At 34.0% G+C, this 17,903-nt stretch carries 20 protein-coding genes; 16 read left to right on the top strand and 4 right to left on the bottom strand.

All coding sequences use genetic code 11. The features are described 5' to 3' along the window. Positions 1-185: 185 nt before the first annotated feature. From OK414_RS19600 to OK414_RS19570, 7 genes are all read left to right on the top strand, one after another. Entirely contained in the window at positions 186-869 is a 684-nt protein-coding gene (locus tag OK414_RS19600; RefSeq protein ID WP_205661791.1) for a response regulator transcription factor, read from the top strand. Next, positions 870-2,288 carry a HAMP domain-containing histidine kinase gene (locus OK414_RS19595; protein WP_263044954.1) on the top strand — a complete coding sequence of 473 codons (1,419 nt, stop codon included), beginning with the start codon at positions 870-872 and terminating at the stop codon, positions 2,286-2,288. A 139-nt stretch (positions 2,289-2,427) separates the two neighbouring features. After that, the gene (locus OK414_RS19590) at positions 2,428-3,096 is read left to right on the top strand and encodes a phosphatase PAP2 family protein (RefSeq protein WP_095378542.1); all 669 of its coding nucleotides are present in this window, start codon (positions 2,428-2,430) and stop codon (positions 3,094-3,096) included. A 728-nt stretch (positions 3,097-3,824) separates the two neighbouring features. After that, positions 3,825-4,154 carry a PadR family transcriptional regulator gene (locus tag OK414_RS19585; RefSeq protein WP_034649788.1) on the top strand — a complete coding sequence of 110 codons (330 nt, stop codon included), beginning with the start codon at positions 3,825-3,827 and terminating at the stop codon, positions 4,152-4,154. Beyond that, positions 4,141-4,704: an HAAS signaling domain-containing protein gene (locus OK414_RS19580; RefSeq protein ID WP_095378541.1), complete on the top strand. Its 564-nt coding sequence runs from the start codon at positions 4,141-4,143 to the stop codon at positions 4,702-4,704. The genes OK414_RS19585 and OK414_RS19580 overlap by 14 nt, the downstream gene beginning before the upstream one ends. Then, positions 4,694-5,557, top strand: coding sequence for a DUF4097 family beta strand repeat-containing protein (locus OK414_RS19575; protein WP_095378539.1), 864 nt, complete (start codon positions 4,694-4,696; stop codon positions 5,555-5,557). The genes OK414_RS19580 and OK414_RS19575 overlap by 11 nt, the downstream gene beginning before the upstream one ends. Before the next feature lie 304 nt (positions 5,558-5,861). Further along, on the top strand, positions 5,862-6,248 hold the full coding sequence (locus OK414_RS19570; RefSeq protein WP_034649794.1) for a hypothetical protein: 387 nt from the start codon (positions 5,862-5,864) through the stop codon (positions 6,246-6,248). A 152-nt stretch (positions 6,249-6,400) separates the two neighbouring features. Here the strand turns inward: OK414_RS19570 and OK414_RS19565 are convergent, their stop codons facing one another. Next, positions 6,401-7,513, bottom strand: a complete 1,113-nt coding sequence (locus tag OK414_RS19565) for a type II asparaginase (protein ID WP_205661789.1) — start codon at positions 7,511-7,513, stop codon at positions 6,401-6,403. A 259-nt stretch (positions 7,514-7,772) separates the two neighbouring features. Here OK414_RS19565 and OK414_RS19560 point away from each other — a divergent pair, with 259 nt between their 5' ends. The 3 genes from OK414_RS19560 (at position 7,773) to OK414_RS19550 (ending at position 10,344) form a co-directional block, all read left to right on the top strand. Then, on the top strand, positions 7,773-8,036 hold the full coding sequence (locus tag OK414_RS19560) for a hypothetical protein (RefSeq protein ID WP_013084420.1): 264 nt from the start codon (positions 7,773-7,775) through the stop codon (positions 8,034-8,036). 1,197 nt (positions 8,037-9,233) lie between these two features. Further along, entirely contained in the window at positions 9,234-10,154 is a 921-nt protein-coding gene (locus OK414_RS19555) for a CPBP family intramembrane glutamic endopeptidase (RefSeq protein WP_263044953.1), read from the top strand. Positions 10,155-10,197: 43 nt separating this feature from the next. Continuing rightward, complete coding sequence (locus tag OK414_RS19550; RefSeq protein ID WP_016766343.1) at positions 10,198-10,344, top strand: hypothetical protein; 147 nt, start codon at positions 10,198-10,200, stop codon at positions 10,342-10,344. Between the two features lie 53 nt (positions 10,345-10,397). Here OK414_RS19550 and OK414_RS19545 read toward each other — a convergent pair whose 3' ends face one another. Next, a complete protein-coding gene (locus OK414_RS19545; RefSeq protein WP_016766342.1) occupies positions 10,398-11,111 on the bottom strand; it encodes a hypothetical protein in 714 nt (237 codons plus the stop codon). Positions 11,112-11,337: 226 nt separating this feature from the next. Here OK414_RS19545 and OK414_RS19540 point away from each other — a divergent pair, with 226 nt between their 5' ends. From OK414_RS19540 to OK414_RS19530, 3 genes are all read left to right on the top strand, one after another. Next, positions 11,338-11,940: a type 1 glutamine amidotransferase family protein gene (locus OK414_RS19540; RefSeq protein ID WP_013084414.1), complete on the top strand. Its 603-nt coding sequence runs from the start codon at positions 11,338-11,340 to the stop codon at positions 11,938-11,940. Between the two features lie 95 nt (positions 11,941-12,035). Further along, positions 12,036-12,419: a hypothetical protein gene (locus tag OK414_RS19535; protein WP_205661788.1), complete on the top strand. Its 384-nt coding sequence runs from the start codon at positions 12,036-12,038 to the stop codon at positions 12,417-12,419. Between the two features lie 196 nt (positions 12,420-12,615). Continuing rightward, on the top strand, positions 12,616-12,783 hold the full coding sequence (locus tag OK414_RS19530; protein WP_165572880.1) for a hypothetical protein: 168 nt from the start codon (positions 12,616-12,618) through the stop codon (positions 12,781-12,783). Positions 12,784-13,182: 399 nt separating this feature from the next. Here OK414_RS19530 and OK414_RS19525 read toward each other — a convergent pair whose 3' ends face one another. Then, complete coding sequence (locus tag OK414_RS19525; protein WP_016766338.1) at positions 13,183-13,374, bottom strand: hypothetical protein; 192 nt, start codon at positions 13,372-13,374, stop codon at positions 13,183-13,185. 683 nt (positions 13,375-14,057) lie between these two features. On the opposite strand from OK414_RS19525, the gene OK414_RS19520 reads away from it, so the two are divergent. The 3 genes from OK414_RS19520 (at position 14,058) to OK414_RS19510 (ending at position 16,438) form a co-directional block, all read left to right on the top strand. Then, complete coding sequence (locus OK414_RS19520; RefSeq protein ID WP_205661787.1) at positions 14,058-14,399, top strand: hypothetical protein; 342 nt, start codon at positions 14,058-14,060, stop codon at positions 14,397-14,399. Positions 14,400-14,633: 234 nt separating this feature from the next. Next, on the top strand, positions 14,634-15,143 hold the full coding sequence (locus tag OK414_RS19515; RefSeq protein ID WP_047933132.1) for a GNAT family N-acetyltransferase: 510 nt from the start codon (positions 14,634-14,636) through the stop codon (positions 15,141-15,143). Positions 15,144-15,235: 92 nt separating this feature from the next. Then, positions 15,236-16,438 (top strand): iron-containing alcohol dehydrogenase, encoded by a 1,203-nt coding sequence (locus OK414_RS19510; RefSeq protein ID WP_034649808.1) that lies wholly within the window; start codon positions 15,236-15,238, stop codon positions 16,436-16,438. A gap of 357 nt (positions 16,439-16,795) precedes the next feature. Here OK414_RS19510 and OK414_RS19505 read toward each other — a convergent pair whose 3' ends face one another. Then, on the bottom strand, positions 16,796-17,596 hold the full coding sequence (locus OK414_RS19505) for a DUF2935 domain-containing protein (RefSeq protein WP_205661785.1): 801 nt from the start codon (positions 17,594-17,596) through the stop codon (positions 16,796-16,798). Positions 17,597-17,903 lie beyond the last annotated feature (307 nt).

Here is a 17,903-nt window from a genome sequence, read left to right as displayed (position 1 = left end):
TTATTCAAATCTAATTTTTATTTGATAAATTGAAGAAAAGCCTATAAAGAAGAAAGTCATAGAAAACTTATTTCATATTTTTTCTTATTATCTTTCGAAATTGAGGGATATAGTATTAGTATTCATATTCATTTGTAGAAGAAGTTTTTACGTTTTTAATTTTTAAACAAAGGAGAGTACTTTATATGCAAAAGGTACTAATTGTAGAGGATGAAGAAGGATTAGTAGAATTTTTAGAATTAGAACTAAAATATGAAGGATATTTAGTTGACATAGCTTACGATGGTCGTACTGGTTTAGATAAAGCAACCAAGCAGGATTATGACATTATATTACTTGATTTAATGATGCCCGGACTAAATGGAATCGAAGTATGTAGAAGGCTAAGAACAACTAAGAATACCCCTGTTATTATGTTAACGGCCAAGGATAGTGTTATGGACAGAGTAATGGGTCTTGATAATGGCGCTGATGATTATTTGTCTAAGCCATTTGCGATCGAAGAGTTATTTGCAAGGATGCGAGTCATTTTTAGACGCCAAGAGAACAACAAGATACTGGATCAAAAACGAATATTAGCATTTAAAGAGATTGAGCTTGATATGGAATCAAGAATAGTGATAAAAGAAAAAAATCTGATTGAACTCACGAATAAGGAATTTGAACTTCTAGCCATTTTTATGCGTAACATTAATAAAGTATTGACAAGAGATATACTCCTAGAGCAAGTGTGGGGATACGATTCAGTTGTTGAAACGAATGTTGTAGATGTATATGTTAGATACCTAAGAAACAAATTAAGTGCAGAGGATAAAGAGTTATATATTCAGACCATCAGAGGGGTTGGATACGTGATGCGTGATGTTTAAATGAGAAAATGGATAAAATATATGAAAGACTTACCTATAAGGTGGAAGATAACTCTATGGTCTTCCATGTTTTTATTTTTTCTTTTTCTTTCTTATAACCTCTTTCAATATCTTGTGATTGATAACAGTATTTTAAATTATGAGAAGCAAAATGGTATTCATCAATTAAAAGAAGTTCTCGCTTTTATTCAATCTGATGATGAACCTTTATCTTTGAACCAAATTAAAAACAGTGAAGGGTACTTATCAAAAATTAATGAAAAAAATCAGTTGATTCGTATTCTTGATAGGAAAGGAAACGTCATAACTAGTACCACAAATAATGTTTCACCAACCTGGCAACAACCAAAAACGGTAAAACACCAAGAGTATAAAGTGATTCGAAATCATGATGAACGTCTACTTGTTCTTCGTTCTCCAATTGTCACCGCCAACTTCACTGGAACTGTTGAAATTGTCAGAAACATGGAGATGTCCGATGCTTTTATGGATAAGATTTTTTTATTAATGCTTGCTGCAGGAGTAGGCTCACTAATCTTTAGTATTCTAGGTGGAACCATTCTAGCAAAAAAAATACTATCCAACATTCAAGCGTTAACATTAACGATGAAAAAAATAAAAACAAATGGCCTTGAGGAACGAGTTCCAGTTAATGAAAAAAACGATGAGTTTGCTCAATTAGGCAGTTTATTTAATGAGTTAATGGATAGCCTAGAAGACTCCTTTTTACAGCAAAAACAGTTCGTAGAGGATGCTTCACATGAATTAAGGACTCCGTTAGCCATTATTCAAGGCCATTTGACATTGTTAAATCGCTGGGGGAAAAATGATGCGGCAGTATTAGATAAATCCTTGAGATCTAGCCTAAAAGAAGTAGAGCGTTTAACGAACCTGGTGCAAGAATTATTAGAGTTATCCCGAGCTGAAAATAGTCTGATAAACACTGTAGATGTTGAACCTATCAACGTATGGACGACTGTCCAACATGTTGTAAGAAATTTTGAAGTAGTGTATAGCGATTATGAGTTTAAAATAAAACATTTTCATGAAAATCTTTATGTGAATATTTCTTCTCGCCATCTAGAACAAATATTAATCATTTTGTTAGATAATGCAGTCAAATATTCTAAGAAGGAAGAGAAAGAGGTAGTTATAGACTGTTCTCTAATCAATGAAAAGGTATCTCTTAAAGTAATGGATAAAGGAATTGGAATTCCAAAAGAAGATATACCCTATATTTTAAATAGATTTTATCGAGTGGATAAGGCAAGGAGCAGAAAGCAAGGGGGACTTGGCTTAGGACTGGCTATAGCCAAACGATGGGTTGAAAAGTACCACGGCACCATTAACATCGAAAGTAAAGAAGGCGAAGGAACAAATGTAACAATTGTACTCCCTCTGTTTGATAACTCTTTGTAAATGTGGGTATAAAACAAGCTCTTTATTTTTAATGCTCCTAAGTTTAAAAGCAAAGAAGCATCAAAATCTAAAAATAAAAAAACTTTATCACACTTCACAAAGGTAGCTTGATAAAGGACAGAAATTAGAGGTATCTAGTATGAAGTTGAAATTTCAATTTACACTTGCTTTTATGTTAAGCGTGTTGTCTCTGGTTTGTTTTAGTGGGATGGCTATTTTAATTAATGGATCAAAAATTGCGGCATTTGATCATTCTATTATAATGTTTATTCAAGGATTCGAATCTCCTGGCTTAACGACTATTATGAAGTGCTTTACTTTCATTGGCTCTACACCATCCGTTGCAGTTATCTCTCTCTTTAGTTTATTTTTTCTTTATAAAGTATTAAAACATCGAACGGAGCTTATTTTATTTATCGCGATTATTGTAGGGTCTCCAATCCTCAATAAGCTGCTAAAACTAATTTTTCATCGTGCACGTCCTGATTTCCATCGATTAATCGAAATCAATGGTTATAGTTTTCCGAGTGGACATGCCATGAGTGCCTTTGCTGTTTACGGCGTCCTTTCATTCTTGATCTGGCGTCATATTCCGGCTCGCTGGGGACGGACACTTTTAATGGTTATTAGCATTACAATGATTGTAGCAATAGGTATTAGTCGTATTTACTTAGGTGTACATTATCCTAGCGACGTTATTGGAGGATATTTTGCTAGTGGTTGCTGGCTAGCTATTGCTATTTGGTTCTATCAACGCTATCAGGAGAAGAAGTTTGAACAAAGAAGATCTACTCAAAGTAAAAAATAAATACAATTATATATCAACGCTGAAACAAACCTATAGTCTAAGGCTGCAAGTGACTGGATTCATAATTAAGTGGGTGAGAGGGTGGATCATCTAAAATACTGATATTAACAGGCGACGGTTTTAAAATCAGCAAAAATATAGTTCGGTACATATTCATTTTATTTTCGAAACAGGCTATAAAAGACGCTGTAAACCTTCAGTTTGTGAATGTTCACTGTTTTGAGGCGATAACATCTTGAAAGCCTGCATTGGTTTACCAACGTTTTCTCAGTAGGGGGAATGAAAAACTAATGTATAAAAAAATATCGTTTATACAGGTAATGCATCACCTAGAGATTTAAATGTTTTGTAGCATTCTACTTTAAAACAGTCATAAAATTGACTGTTTTTTATGATTTAAAAATGTAAAATAACGGTTTTCTTTTTATTTATCCAACAAGCAAAAGAAAAATAGCCTGGCATGATCGCTGCTGTGTAGTCTATAGCTATAGGCTGCTTTTTCTTTTGGGTACGTTAAAATAATTTTATCTACAAGCTAATTAGAAAAGAAGGTTGAACCTTGCTTTATAAAAAACACCTTACGACTGTAAAAATGGCTAAAATTTAAAAAATATTAAACAGTACCTTGCAATAAACAATAGTTGGTGATATATTGTAATTATTAGGAAGAAATTATAAATCAGTACTATACAATAAATAGTAGTGGACTGTGAAAAGGGTGAAGAACAGTGAACGTACAATTTAAAAAAGGAGTTTTAGAGCTTTGTGTCCTTGTGTTGCTTGATAAAAAAGACCGCTATGGATATGAATTAGTTCAAAAAATCTCCGATCAAATTGAAATATCAGAAGGGTCAGTATATCCTCTTCTGCGCCGATTAACAAAAGAAGAATACTTCACAACGTACCTAAAAGAATCTACAGAAGGTCCCTCAAGGAAATATTATCAGCTTACCGATAAAGGAAGAGATTATTTATACAAGCTTGTCGATGAATGGCACGAGTTTTCAAGAGGTGTTAATCAATTAATTAAAGAAGGTGTGAACAATGTCGAAGAGTAAATTTTTACAGCAATTAAATGAATCCTTAAAACCATTATCCGCAAAAGAACGGGCAGATATTTTACAAGATTATGAAGAACATTTTTCCATTGGCTTAGAAGAAGGAAAAACAGAAGAAGAAATTGTAGCGTCGCTAGGTTCTCCGAATCAAATAGCTAAAGAATTGCTGGCGGATTACCATGTTGAGCAAGCAACAGCTAAGGCAACAACTCAAAATATCTTAAGAGCCACGTGGGCCGTAATTGGTTTAGCTTTTTTTAATGTAGTGATTGTTCTTGGACCCGCCGTCGCATTAGCTGGCTTCATTTTGTCAGCTTGGGCCATAGGTCTATGTTTCTTGCTATCTCCGATTCTAGTTCTTGGTGAGGCTATTGTACATTCGAGCGGCTTTTTTCTCTTTAATTTATTTATGTCTTTAGCATTTTGCGGAATTGGCTATTTTATTATGTTAGGTATGTTAGTTGTAACGAAGCTAGCTATAAAAGGCTTTGTACGTTATCTAAAATACAATGTATCACTTGTGAAAGGCGGTTTAAAACGTGCTGAATAAAAAGAAACTCTCCATTCTTGCAGGTATTCTCATCCTTATTGGGATTATAGGAGGCCTCCTTACGTATCGTGCTATTGATCCTGAACCTATTTCAAAAGAGAAAGTTATTAAAAGCAATCAAGTATCAAAGGTAAACATCGATACGGATAATACTCGTGTTCATGTATACCCTATCAAAGGCGATAATATCAAAGTAACATTAAAAGGCGAAACATCTCCTAATATAAAAAGAGACTTCACTACTGACGTTAGAAATTCAACGCTTTTTGTCTTTTATAGTGAAGAACAGCGCAGCTGGGTCAATTTTGACATTGTTAGTGTATTAAAACCGCTATCTATCAACGTTTATCTGCCTGAAAAACAATATAATTCATTGGGGATTTCCAGCAACAATGGGTATGTGTCTGTTGAAAAATTACGCGCAGCAGATGTTTCCATTCGTGCAAACAACGGACGTGTAGAATTAGAGAACATTGATTCACAAAACTTGAACACCAGCGTACACAATGGATTTACAAGCATAAAAAATGCTGCAGCAAAAACGGTTCAAGCAAAAGGAAATAACGGGAAAATAACGCTCAGTAACGTGGAAGGTAGTTTAGAAGGCGAAACGCATAATGGAAGTATCGCTTTAGAAACAGAAGAACTTGATCGAGATATTGACCTTAAAACGAACAATGGAAAGATTAAAATTAAGACGGAAAAAGAACCAAGTAACGTTCAATTTAATGTTTCCGTGGACAATGGAAAAGTCGATATTCTAAATAAATATGATAGGGACGCTGTTATTGGAAAAGGAAAGAATATTATTAAACTAGCCACTCATAACGGCAGTATTTCTGTAACAAAGTAGCCTGTTAGCTCTACGGCACAAAGCTCATCTGCAAAAAAGCAGAGGCACAGCTAGCAGCAGATAATCAAAAAAAGGTTTCACTCATTGAACGTTGATGAGTGGAACCTTTTTTAATTTAGTTTATGGTAAAGTAATAATGGCAGCTAAAAATGAGCCGTATACAAATCTCTCTTGGTTCTTGTAATTTGAGCATGGAAGGTCTAGAAAAAATATATCTTCTTTTATGCTAAAAAAGGAATATTTCTTTAAATGAAACGATACTATTTTCTGATACAACCTATTCCTGCGAAAGGAGCAAAAATAAATGAAACGATATGTTGCCTACGGTTTGTTACTCACAGTGTCTTTAGTATTTGCGGTTTTTTTAATTGTTGATTGGCGCCAATACGAAACTGGGTTAGAACACGCTATTAAGCCTGCTGCTAAGAACTATGAGAACAGCAAAAACTATGTTTCTGACGAACGTATGATAAATGTCATTGTAAAGCTAACGGAAGAAAGTCCTGCAACATTTGGAACAAGATTAAAAAGTGCGCAAAGAATAGATGAGGGGCGTGTCCATCTGAATACCAATAAGCTAGAGGGCATTATGGAGTTAAAAGATATAGAAGGCAAGACCTTGGTATGGCGTGTACTAGACAACACATCAAATCATTTAATTATAGAAAGCAAGAACTGGGGAAATGAATAAGGGACCTGCTGATAGTTTCTTTCATTTTTAAAAGAGGGTGAGGCAAAAGTATGTTAGTGATGTCTCAACCTCTTTATGTCCTTCTTATAAGCTGTCGTTACCAATTGTTCTTAAAAAATTTAGTCAAAATAGAGAATGAAAGATATTTTTGATTAATACTCATTAAAATATTCTTGAATCTTTTTAGGGTCCTTTGTTTTCGTTAAAGCAAGCATTAAAAGAATACGGGCTTTTTGTGGGTTTAGCGAATCGGATGTAACAAACGTATCTTTATCATCTGATTCTTCATGTGTCACAACTCCGCTTCCTACCCGGCTAGATCTAACAACAACTATGCCTTTTTTTACCGCATCTCTAGCACCTGTTAGGGCAGCATCGGATAGCAGTCCATTTCCTGCTCCTGCAACGACGATTCCTTTTGCTCCAGCTTTTACGGCTGTGTCATAAAAGTTCCTAGAATCGTTTTGATACCCATATATGATGTCTACTTGAGGAAGCTTATCTAGTTTTGATACATCGAATATTGATTGTGTGGTATGCTTGCGAGTTGGTTTGTTATAAAATATTACCTTATCTCCAGCTATTTCTCCTACATATCCTTGTTCAGGGGATTTAAACGTATCTACTGCCGTTGTATGTGTTTTTGTTATATAACGAGCTGCACCAATTCGATCGTTGAGCGCTACTAAAACACCGGTATTTCGTGCTTCTTTTGTAGAAGCAATTTTCACTGCATTATACAAGTTTAGCGGTCCATCTGCACTTATAGCGGTAGCTGGTCTCATTGAACCAACCACAACCACAGGTTTGTCACTCTTTACTACTAAATTTAGAAAGTAAGCCGTTTCCTCCATCGTATCAGATCCGTGTGTCACGACAATTCCATCAATCTCCTTAGAAGCTAATAATGTATTAATTCGCTTCGCTAACTTTAACAAAATGCTGTTATCTATATTTTGACTTCCGATATTTACGACCTGTTCTCCGCTTACATTCGCTATTTTTTTCAACTCAGGAACAGCTTTGATAATTTTTTTAATGTTAAGAGCTCCTGATTCATATCCAGTGGTGTCTGTGGTGCTTTCAGAAGAGCCTGCAATCGTACCTCCAGTGGCCAAAATCTTTATATTGGGCTGCTCTGCTTTCACTGAATTTTTTACAGTCATTTTAGAATCATTTACCGATGCATTGACCAATGATAAAGGCCCCGAAAATAAGATAACGCTTGATAAAAAGGTGATGCTTACTATTCTTTTCAGTTTCATCGCTACTTAGCTCCTTTTAGGCAAAAGACATGTAACGGTATTATGAGTAATTTGAATTCAAAATATCCAAGGTGCTGTTTTATTAAGATCTGCATTTGAAATATCTTTCTCCAAACAAATAAAGTAGAACAAAAGGTACACGCTGTATGGTAAAATGAGTCAATAATGTAACAAATGAAGAAATTTATGGAAGTGAACTATTCTAATATAGATGATGGAAATATCTAAAATACATAAGGGTTAAAAGGGAGCGGTTAAAGTGAAGCCGATCATTGTAGATGAACTAATAAAGAAGTTTTCCTTACTTGATTCAAAAAAAGAGTATGTGGAATTAGCAGTTGATTTAAACGACATTTACGAAAGCAGTAATAAACTTGATCGCTTAATTAGAGAAACTCTTCGTTTTTCACTAAATCAAGAAAAGCTAATCGAACAATTAATTGAAATAGAGATAGAACTTGATCATATTCATTGGCATTATAAAAGCTTAAAAAAAGAATTAAAACAATTACTTAATACTTAAGATGGTAGGAACCTTTCTAAATACAATGAATTATTAAGGGTTATTTCTTATAATAAAATAAATCCCGCTATTAATAAAACAGCACCAAGCATAACCCGGAATCCTGAAGATAACACTGGATCAGTTGCTATATCCGATGCTACTGCTAAAAAAACTAAAGCTTTTTTAGTTTTTCCTTTTATATTTTTATCCCTTATGAAGCTAACAGATACAAACCAATTATTAAAGATAATATAGGTATAAAAATCATTTTATTTCCACCTTCTTCTAAAGTCCTATAATATAGTTGTTTTCTATGCTTTTTTGTTACGGTCTAAACTTCTGGACTGTGGCATTAGTACTTTGCACCGCTAACATATTCAACCATATTAAATCCACCTTTTTCACCAGCCTCTTTAGTTCACCTTCACTATTATAGAATATAAAACCAAAAATTCAATTAAAATCCAAAATTATACTATATCAGTCCATAATGGGATGAAAAGAGTTAAAAACACTTTTATTTAATATTTAAATATTCCTACCAGAAAACGTGTGCACTTTTGCATAATGTTTTGATTTATTTAGATGCATTATAGTAATCTAGCAATTTTATTTGTGTTACTAAACACTTCATATTGATTATCCTCTTTTTCTTCGTTATAATGTAATTGTTACATTTGTAATAATGATGTAATATATTTGTAACCTATATCATTTTTTCGATGTTAGATAGAATGGTAGCTAATTTAAAAAAATGAAAAGCTGTTTATGGATAAGCTCTTAGCGGTTGTGGTAGCAGCCTTGAGGGGAAAACTTTAGATAAAAAGGTGAGGACGATGTTGAAAAAAATATTTATTTTAGTTGTTCTAGGATATATATTCTTGAGTAGCAAGTATTTTCTTCAAAATTATGTGTATGCGGGCACGTATGAGCAAGATATAAAGGTTAACGATGACTTGGTGTCGAGTCTTCTTTTAGAAAAAGCTGTTTTTTAACGGCTTTTAAGACGCTAAATTTTATATAAACAGGTAATGGGTAGAGTTGTGATTTCTTAATATTGTCAGTCTCTTTCCTTATCTTCAAAGGTGAAAAGCAGGCGGTAGTTAAAATGATTGCAGGACTTCGGGTCCTAATATATTTTTACATTGTCTAGACAATAACGAAGTAGAGAAGAACGATGCAATTGAGAAGAGAAGGCTGAGGGAGTAAGAAGAAATGAAAAACTATTTAAATGTGGAAGAAGGAAAAAATAGCTGGAAGCGTTATGTAAGTACAATAATCCTTGCTTCTGTGTTTATGCTGTTAGGATCAGTTATATATATTATTGCTGATATGATAATGGTTGCAGCTGATGAAAGCGGAAAATCATATGTTGATTTTGATAGCGGAGTAGCTGTAGGAATCAATGCTAATCTTGATTTTCTGTTGTCTCATATTATGTACATATGCTGGATTTTTGGTTTATGGATCGGGATTCGTTTTATTCACAAACGAAGAATGAAATCATTAATCACTGCTAACAAACGTGTAAATTGTAAAAAAATAATATGGTCTTTTGGAGCTTTTAGCCTGTTACTAATCGTTTCACAATTAATTGATGTTGTGTTTAACCATTCGGATTATTCATGGAACCATGTAAGTGTGAAAGAGTATGTACTATTAATACTTATTACATTTTTGTTAGTACCTATTCAAACAACAACGGAGGAGCTTTTCTTTAGAGGACTTCTTCTTCAATGGGTGAGTAAGAAAGTGAAGCGTCCCATTTTACTTGCGATTATTGTTGGACTAATGTTTTCAATAGGTCATTTTGCTAATCCTGAAATGAATAAATCCATTATATTGGTGGGACTAGATTATATTGTAGCTGGTTTTGCTCTTACATATATCGCGATTAAAACAAAAAGCTTAGAAATTACCATTGGCGCACACGCAGCCAACAACATGTTTCTCGCTCTGTTCCTTACAACGGACGATTCTGTTTTCGGATCTATACCGAGTTTGTTTAAGGTAGCTGACACTGAGCCAGGAGCTAATCTTATTTGGTCGATTGTTATGTTTAGTGTTTTCTATATCTTATGTAGAGGGAAGATAAAAAAGGAAGAAGCAGCTGACAAAGATCAGCTTATTGCTTAAATTAGCAGAACCAATAACTAAACAGGATAGGAGATGTAACGGAGTGAGTGGAAATCACGATGAAAATAAACCATTGACTCGTGCAGAAATGAAGCGAGGCCACTTAGCTACTCAACATCGTATTTTGAATGTACTTATCGTTCTTGCATCGATTGCTGCAGTATATCTAGTAATAAAAACCATATTTTAAAAGAGCAGCCTTTAAGGCTGCTCTTTTTATTTTGTAAAAACACGCGCACGCAACTACCAATTAAAAAAAGCTTTTAACGAAATCATTGTAGCCGCGTAGATAAGAGATGAGATTAAAAAGGTAGGCAAATGCGCATGCTTTTCAAAAGGGAGCTCTTTACTGATCACGTTGAATAACATTGCACCTGAACTAAAAGCAATCATAGATTCAATAAGCAGTCCTGATGAAGGTCCAAAGACGCCCAGAATGGACCCAAGAAAAGTTGCTCCGGCCAGCATATAGCGGCCTCTAGTTTTGTGTAAGCGCGGATGTTTTTTTCCAAGATGGTAAGACCACCCGATAAAATGAAGGCTGATAGCCAGTCCGTAGAATACTGATTCAACTCGTTTAACATCGGTTGAAAATACGACATAAGAAATGATAAAAGAATAAACCATAAAAAAACTAGCCTGTACCATGTACACGGTCAGTTCCGTTAGGTGTGTGGCTGCTTTTGTCTGAGCAAATGAATACACAGAAAAATAGACGAGTAAGCCGAGAAGACCAAGAAAATATAATTCAGTATCAAGGGCTAGCGATCCTCCAAACTCTTCTTGTTTCTTGTGAAGCGTCGGTAAGATATAAATAAATACATAGGCAATAGCTACACCGCCTGATAATGAGAGCAGCTTTTTCTCCCCGATTGGAGAACGTTCGACGATCGTTAATGCGTATAGTTGAATGAGGATAAAAACAATACCTATTATGATTGATTCAATTGTAACCATGGTGGTCTCCTTTTAAGGTTCACTTTTAGGGTTTAATTCCCTTTAACAGAAGAAGAGAAACCATGATTTAGATGGAAACATTGTTCAATTATAGATAGATGTGTTTAAACGTAATAGTTTAATATTGGTTTTATTTTACACTATATATATATAGTGGTAAATTAAAATAGGTGATTGATCATGTGCTTAGTTATATTTCTAATCAAGAATTAGGGGTGGTATGTGTATGAAAAAAGTGATGGTCTTTATTACAGATGGTTTTGCTGATTGGGAAGCCAGTTATGTGACAGCTGAGTTAAATAAACAGGGAACAGGATTTCAAGTTCAGACAATGGCAATCGACAAACACCCTAAAACTTCGATGGGAGGATTGACCGTTCTTCCCGATTACAGCCTAAAAGACTTTCCTTTTAAACTTGACTTTGCGATGTTAATTATACCTGGGGGAACGGGATGGAGAGAAAAGAAAAATCATCAGGTAAAGAAACTGGTGAGCTTTTGTTTTGAACATAACATTCCGGTTGCAGCGATTTGTGATGCAACGACCTTTTTAGGGAACTATGGGTTTCTTGATCAGAATAAACATACAGGTAATTCATTAGCTTATTTGAAAGAAGGAGCACCTAATTATCGAGGGGATGAAAATTATATAGAAAAACAATCTGTTAGTGATGGCTGTCTAATTACAGCTAATGGAAGCGGTGCATTAGAATTTTCGAAAGACATTTTAAATAAATTAAATGTTTTAAAGAGTAAAGAACTGGAAGAATGGTACGCTTTATTTAAAAATGGTTTTATTCCGATAACAGGAGAACATATCGAAAAATAACTCACTTTAAATTACTTAAAAAAAGGCCAGATAGTAATAAAAATTTACTCAATAGGATATATGGCTGCTTTTTTACCGTGTAGGAGGATTCAAAATTGAAAAGAAATTTGTTGTTTTTAGGATTCATGTCTATTCTTTTATTAGTATTGAGCAGCTGTGGTAGCAAGGAAGAAAGTGTGCGTTTCGAAGGTGAAGGAGATCATTGGAAAGCTTTATATCTTTTAACTAAAGGAGAGAATACTCAAAACGGGCAAGGCAGTATCATCTATAAAGGAAAAGACAAGGAGAAAGTAGGAAAAGTTTCTTATGTTGTAGAAGGGGAAACAAGCACATTGTCAGGTACGGATGACGAGACAGAAGGGGAAATTAATTTAAATGGGAGCTGCAGCGGATGCGCGACTCAAAGCAGCAACGCTCCTTTTCATGTGACAATAAAATGGAATGGGAAAGAAGATAAATTTGATTTAACATCAAAGTAGAACGATAAAACGTTGTATGTATATGAAACTGAAAATCTAACCACATTAATAACCTATTCTCCTTATTCCAATAAAGTTAAAAATCCTTTGCCTACACCAGGGAAGGATTTTTTTTATAAATCTTGCTTTTATCGGTTGTTAATCTAAATAAAGGGGAATTACATCTATTAAGAGCATACAAAGGGGATAAATCTTAGTGACAAATTATAGGTACTATACGGGATCCCTGTTCGTCAGGGAATTAGAACGTTTAAAAGAAGAATATATTCAACTTGATCTCGATGATATGAAAAGAATGGTTGAAGAAGATATTTTACTCTTAGAAAAAGCGGTGAATATGTTGTCTATAAATACTGTTTCTTAAATTAAGCAACTTACTTAAAATGCAATAAAGTATTATCTAACGACTACTGTTAATTCAATTTTAAAAAATGCTACCTCTTGTAACTGGGAAGAGGTGGTCTTTTTCAATTTCCAGACTGGATAGGGCACACTAAGTAAAAAAAGCGTTTGAAAGTATTTTATAACATTTCCTAGTTTCTAAGAAATGTTGCCCAAACAAAAAAGGACATTTCTTCTATGTCCTGTTCCCTCGTATCAGCCCCGCCTACGCTAAATACTATGACAGCCACTCATGCCATCCAACCTATACTTAGTATAAACGAAAGCGTTTACAAAATAAAGATATTAATGAAATATTCTGTCTATTATTTATATGAAACTTATCTATCTCGAAAAATATCAAAAAGGATAGGTGACGTTTTTAATGTCTAGAGATTAACTCACTCATTAACCTGTTTAAAGCAATGTGTAATATATCATGTTCTGTATACTCTTGTTCAAAGGCTAGACTTCTTTTTTCTTTTTTCTTCAACAACTTTCTAATTTCATCACATAAATAAATTTGAGAATCCAAAAGCTTTATTTCTTTTCTATCTTTTATTTGTTTAGACATGAAATCAACTCCTTTATGACTCTTTAAGAAACTATTCTATCTTAAAAAGTAAAAATCCTTCTTCATATTATATCGGATTGGGGTAGTGGGATTTGTCAGAAGTAAGAACTTTAGATTAGAGGAAAATTAATCCTGTTTTTTGAGAAACAATGTGTCAACGATGCTACAAAAGGATTCTTTTTCTATTTAAATATTTTTTAAGGTGCAAATCCTTAAAAGGTAACTTCCTTTAATTATAATTAATGGTAAAATAATCAATATAAAAGGAGGTTACCATGCATTCCCCACAGAAAGCCTTATTGGCTGGTTCTCTTTATTCTGTATTCATTATTCTATCTTTCATAATTAGTTTCTTTACTTGAAAAATACTTATTATAAATTCTTATAGATCAGTAGGAGAAGTTCAGGCAATTTCTCTTTTTATTCATTTCGTTTTGTTCGGAACGGATTTTAGATATTGGTGGTGGGGACACGCTATGTCTATTCTTAACATCTTTGAGTTTTTAGCGACTACGTTTATAAGCGTTCTTCTCTTTATAATTAGCGAATGTATTCTTTATTCCTGTTTGAAAAAGCTATATAGGACGAATGTACAAAAAGGTGCTTAAATCTAAAACAAAAGGAATCTTAATGCAATAAGATCCATCTCATTGTAAAAATGTCATTGAAAGAAAGGCAATAAGTTGAAAAAAGCCGTGACGACTGTTTTAGCAATTCTACTAATGGGAGCAGCGATTTTTTATTTTGTTGCATTCTTTGCCTATATCCCATCTAATAAATTTTTCAGTTTTCCTGTCCCTAAAAATGCAAAGCTAGTAAAAGGAAAAGAACGTGTAAACATATATGATTGGTCTAAAGCTTCTGAAGAAAACGGCATCCCGTCAGGATATAAATTAGTAATTAAATCAAAAGGGTGGAAGGAAAGGAACCGAGAAGGGGCCTCTACTTATTATGAAAAAGGAAATAAGATAATTGATTTAATATCTCAAACCGATAAATTAACCCTAATTAAAGACAAAGATTAAGTATACGTAAAATGTAAGAGAGGGTTTTTTTATTGATTCCAGAATTACATACAAAAGTGTTCTATTTAAACAGATTAATGGTTTCATTCAATTATGTATCTACTTATTTCAATTTGACTGTTAAGTATATTGTAATCAGAAATGTATATTTGCTTTCGCTAGCGATATTTATTGAATCAAGTATGGAATGAATTATAGTTTGTGGTTAACTTTTTAGAAGGAGTAGATAAATCAATGAGTACAAAAAGAATACACCTTACCCCATTTGAAACAACTCACATTCAATACTTACATAAATGGTTAAATGATGAACGGGCAATACGAATGATAGGCAGAACACCTTTAACTTATGAAGAAGTAGTACAAGAAGTAGAAAAGAAAAGATTGAACAGCGATTTAATTTTAGGAATTGAAAGCGATGAACAAGAATTAGTTGGATGGGTATTTCTGAAGGATATAGACTACGCACATGGAAGAGCTAGTATAGGAATTCTCCTATCTTCAGAATCTAGAGGTCACGGGTACGGTCGAATGGCTATGGAGCAAATGATTGATTTAGGATTTAAACAGCTTCGTCTAAATAAAATCTATTTAACTACAAGAGGAATAAACAAACAGGCCATTGCACTATATGAAAAAATTGGTTTTGTCACCGAAGGGAAATTAAGAAATCATGCTTATGTGGATGGGAAGTACGTAGATACATATTTTATGGGTATACTAGCTTCGGAATGGAATAAGTAAGCTTATTTTTAAAATTCATTTGCTATTATGAAATTAAAAAGCTAGTACTTCTTAAGATAGGCATTTAATTTTAGACAAAGGGAGAGATAGAAATGAAATCCTATAACTATTTTTGTTCTACTCAAATCGAGGTAGGGATGGGCAAAGCTAAAGAATTACCAGACATGCTAACATCTTTAAATATTGGTTCATCAATTTTAGTCGTTAGTGACCCTGGTGTAGTTCGTGCGGGATTAGTTTCACCAATTGTAACTGCCTTGGAGGCTTCTGGTTATCGAGTGTCGGTATTTGATTCAATTGAACAGAACCCTCGAGATACAAATTGTTTGGCAGGTGCTAAATTATTTTGTGAATTTGGTGCAGATGCAGTTGTTGCCATTGGTGGCGGAAGTGCAATGGACACAGGAAAAGCTATCGCACTGTGCGGCCCAAACGGCGGGGAACCATCTGACTATGCAGACGGTCGACTTCTGTATTCAAACATTGCACCAGTTATTTGTATTCCAACTACTTCAGGTACAGGCTCAGAAGTTACTCGTTCTGCCGTTATCACGGAAGCAGCTACACACCGAAAGATGACGCTCAAACATAGTACATTAAGGCCTGTCTTGGCGATTCTTGATGCTGAACTAACATTAAGTCTTCCTCCTTCTGTTACGGCTGCGACTGGCATTGATGCATTAGTTCATGCGATTGAAGGCTATACCTGTAAAGTCACAAATCCTATTTCACAAGCGCTTGGGGCTCAAGCAATGAGAACCATTGTTTCGGCATTGCCTATCGTTTTCCGCGATGGTAAAAATGAAGCGGCTCGTCAAGATATGCTGGAAGGAAGTCTCTTAGCTGGCCTTTGTTTTGGATCTGCAGATGTTGCCTCAGTACACTGCCTAGCAGAAGCGCTTGGAGGACTTTATGATACCCCGCATGGAGTTGCTAACGCAGTATTTTTACCATACGTATTACGATTTAATTCTACGGAGAATAAGCAGCTGCACGCAAAATTAGCAAGGTATATGAGCTTTGCTAAAGATTCAGATTCAGACGAAGTAGCTGTTGGAAAATTAATTCAAGGAATTATAGACTTAACAGAATTATTAAACATTCCTAAATTAAAAGATTTAGCGGGTGTAAAGAAAGAAGACTTTCCGAGTATTGTAAGGTTGGCCATGGAAAACAACTCATCGTCAAGTAACGTCCGTTTAATTACCGAGGCTGATTATATGCAAATTCTTGAACAAGCCTATTTTAACCATGTAGATAGAAATTGGAATTCTGAAGTAGAGAGCTTAAATTAAAAGATAAAGATTAAATACTGGCTCCCAATTGTCAGGCTGTGTCTAACAATTGGGAGCCAGTTTATAATCAGCAAAGGATTCTTTTTAGGTGCTTTTTAATCATCGCTCTCTTAATGGTTTATATTCTTCTTTTATATCTTTCACTTCTTTGTGTGTTAATCAGTAAAAGTACTCCAGAAATCAGGATAATAATACATACTAACTTTTTAATAAGTGCACGTGGCAGATGCTCAAACCATCGTCAAGCATTTCAAAGCTATCCTTTTTGTAAAATAATCAAAGGGATAGCTTTTCTTATAAAATCGGATATATTTCTCCGTTTAAATCGTTCACAAATATAAAGGGTAAAATTGGAACCTATTTGTAATGAGATGACGTAGGGTCACAAGGTGGTTTTGCAGTATTGGTTGATTGTGCTAACTTAGTTAAATAGTAGCATTCTTCCCTCATCATATGATCAGCCATTAAAGCAGAAAATGTACTAAGCATTTCGTTCGATAGTTCTAATTCTTCGATCTCATGAAGAAATACTTGAAATAACTCTATTTCTAACTTGACGTCTTTGTTCATTCTCTTTAATGCTGGAAAGGATTCAAGGTTCGTTCTTAAATAACCAGTTAATTCTACAGCCTTCAGATAAAAATGTTCAAAATGGGTAGAAAATTGCATACTCTTTTGTTTTAGTTGCTTTTCTACTGCATCAAGACTATCGGAAATAGCTCCAGCATGTCCCGCAGCATCTAATATCCATAACAAATGATGGTGAAGCTCATGAAAGATGGGTGGAATTTGTTGTTGTTCTAAGTAGCTAAGAATTAATAAATACTCATCCAGCTCATTGACCATATGGTTTAGAAAAGTAGGTGTAAGGTGAATCGTGAAGTCAGTTGTTAAATGCTTTCTTAATAAGGAAAGTTTAAATTCTTTGAGTGCTATTGTTTGAGCTTTAGCTTTCATTGTAATGCTTTCTAGGTTGTTATGGTCTGCTTTAACTTCTTCTAACAAACTATTAAAATTTTGGATGAAAGTTTTAGCCGCCTGGATTTCTTCTTGCTCTTTTTCAGCCAAGGCATCTAAGATAAATTGGGAATGGTCTTTCAAAATTTGCATCCAAAATGTATGTTCAAAAATTGCATTTTGAGTAAAGCTACTATTCATTGTTTTCCTCCTTTAATAAGATAGTCACTTTCCATACATATTAAAGAAAACTTATTTATATTAATATATAAGAGAAAATCTAGCACATTTAAGGTAAATGTTTTATCAAAACCAAACTACATTTTATAAAAAACAGTTATATTTCATTTTTCATTTCCGATTATAAGAGTAAAGTAGAAAGAGATTCTCTAATCCCATTGCTTCAAGTGGACAATACGCTAAAGGAAAAGCCTACTGATTCATTTCGTATCAGTAGGCTTTCTAATTTATAATCTTTTAAGCAAATTACTCTAGACGAACGATTACC

The sequence above is a fragment of the Priestia sp. JV24 genome (assembly GCF_025910025.1).
GTDB lineage: Bacteria > Bacillota > Bacilli > Bacillales > Bacillaceae_H > Priestia > Priestia megaterium.
This window is presented reverse-complemented; position numbering and strand designations above follow the sequence as displayed.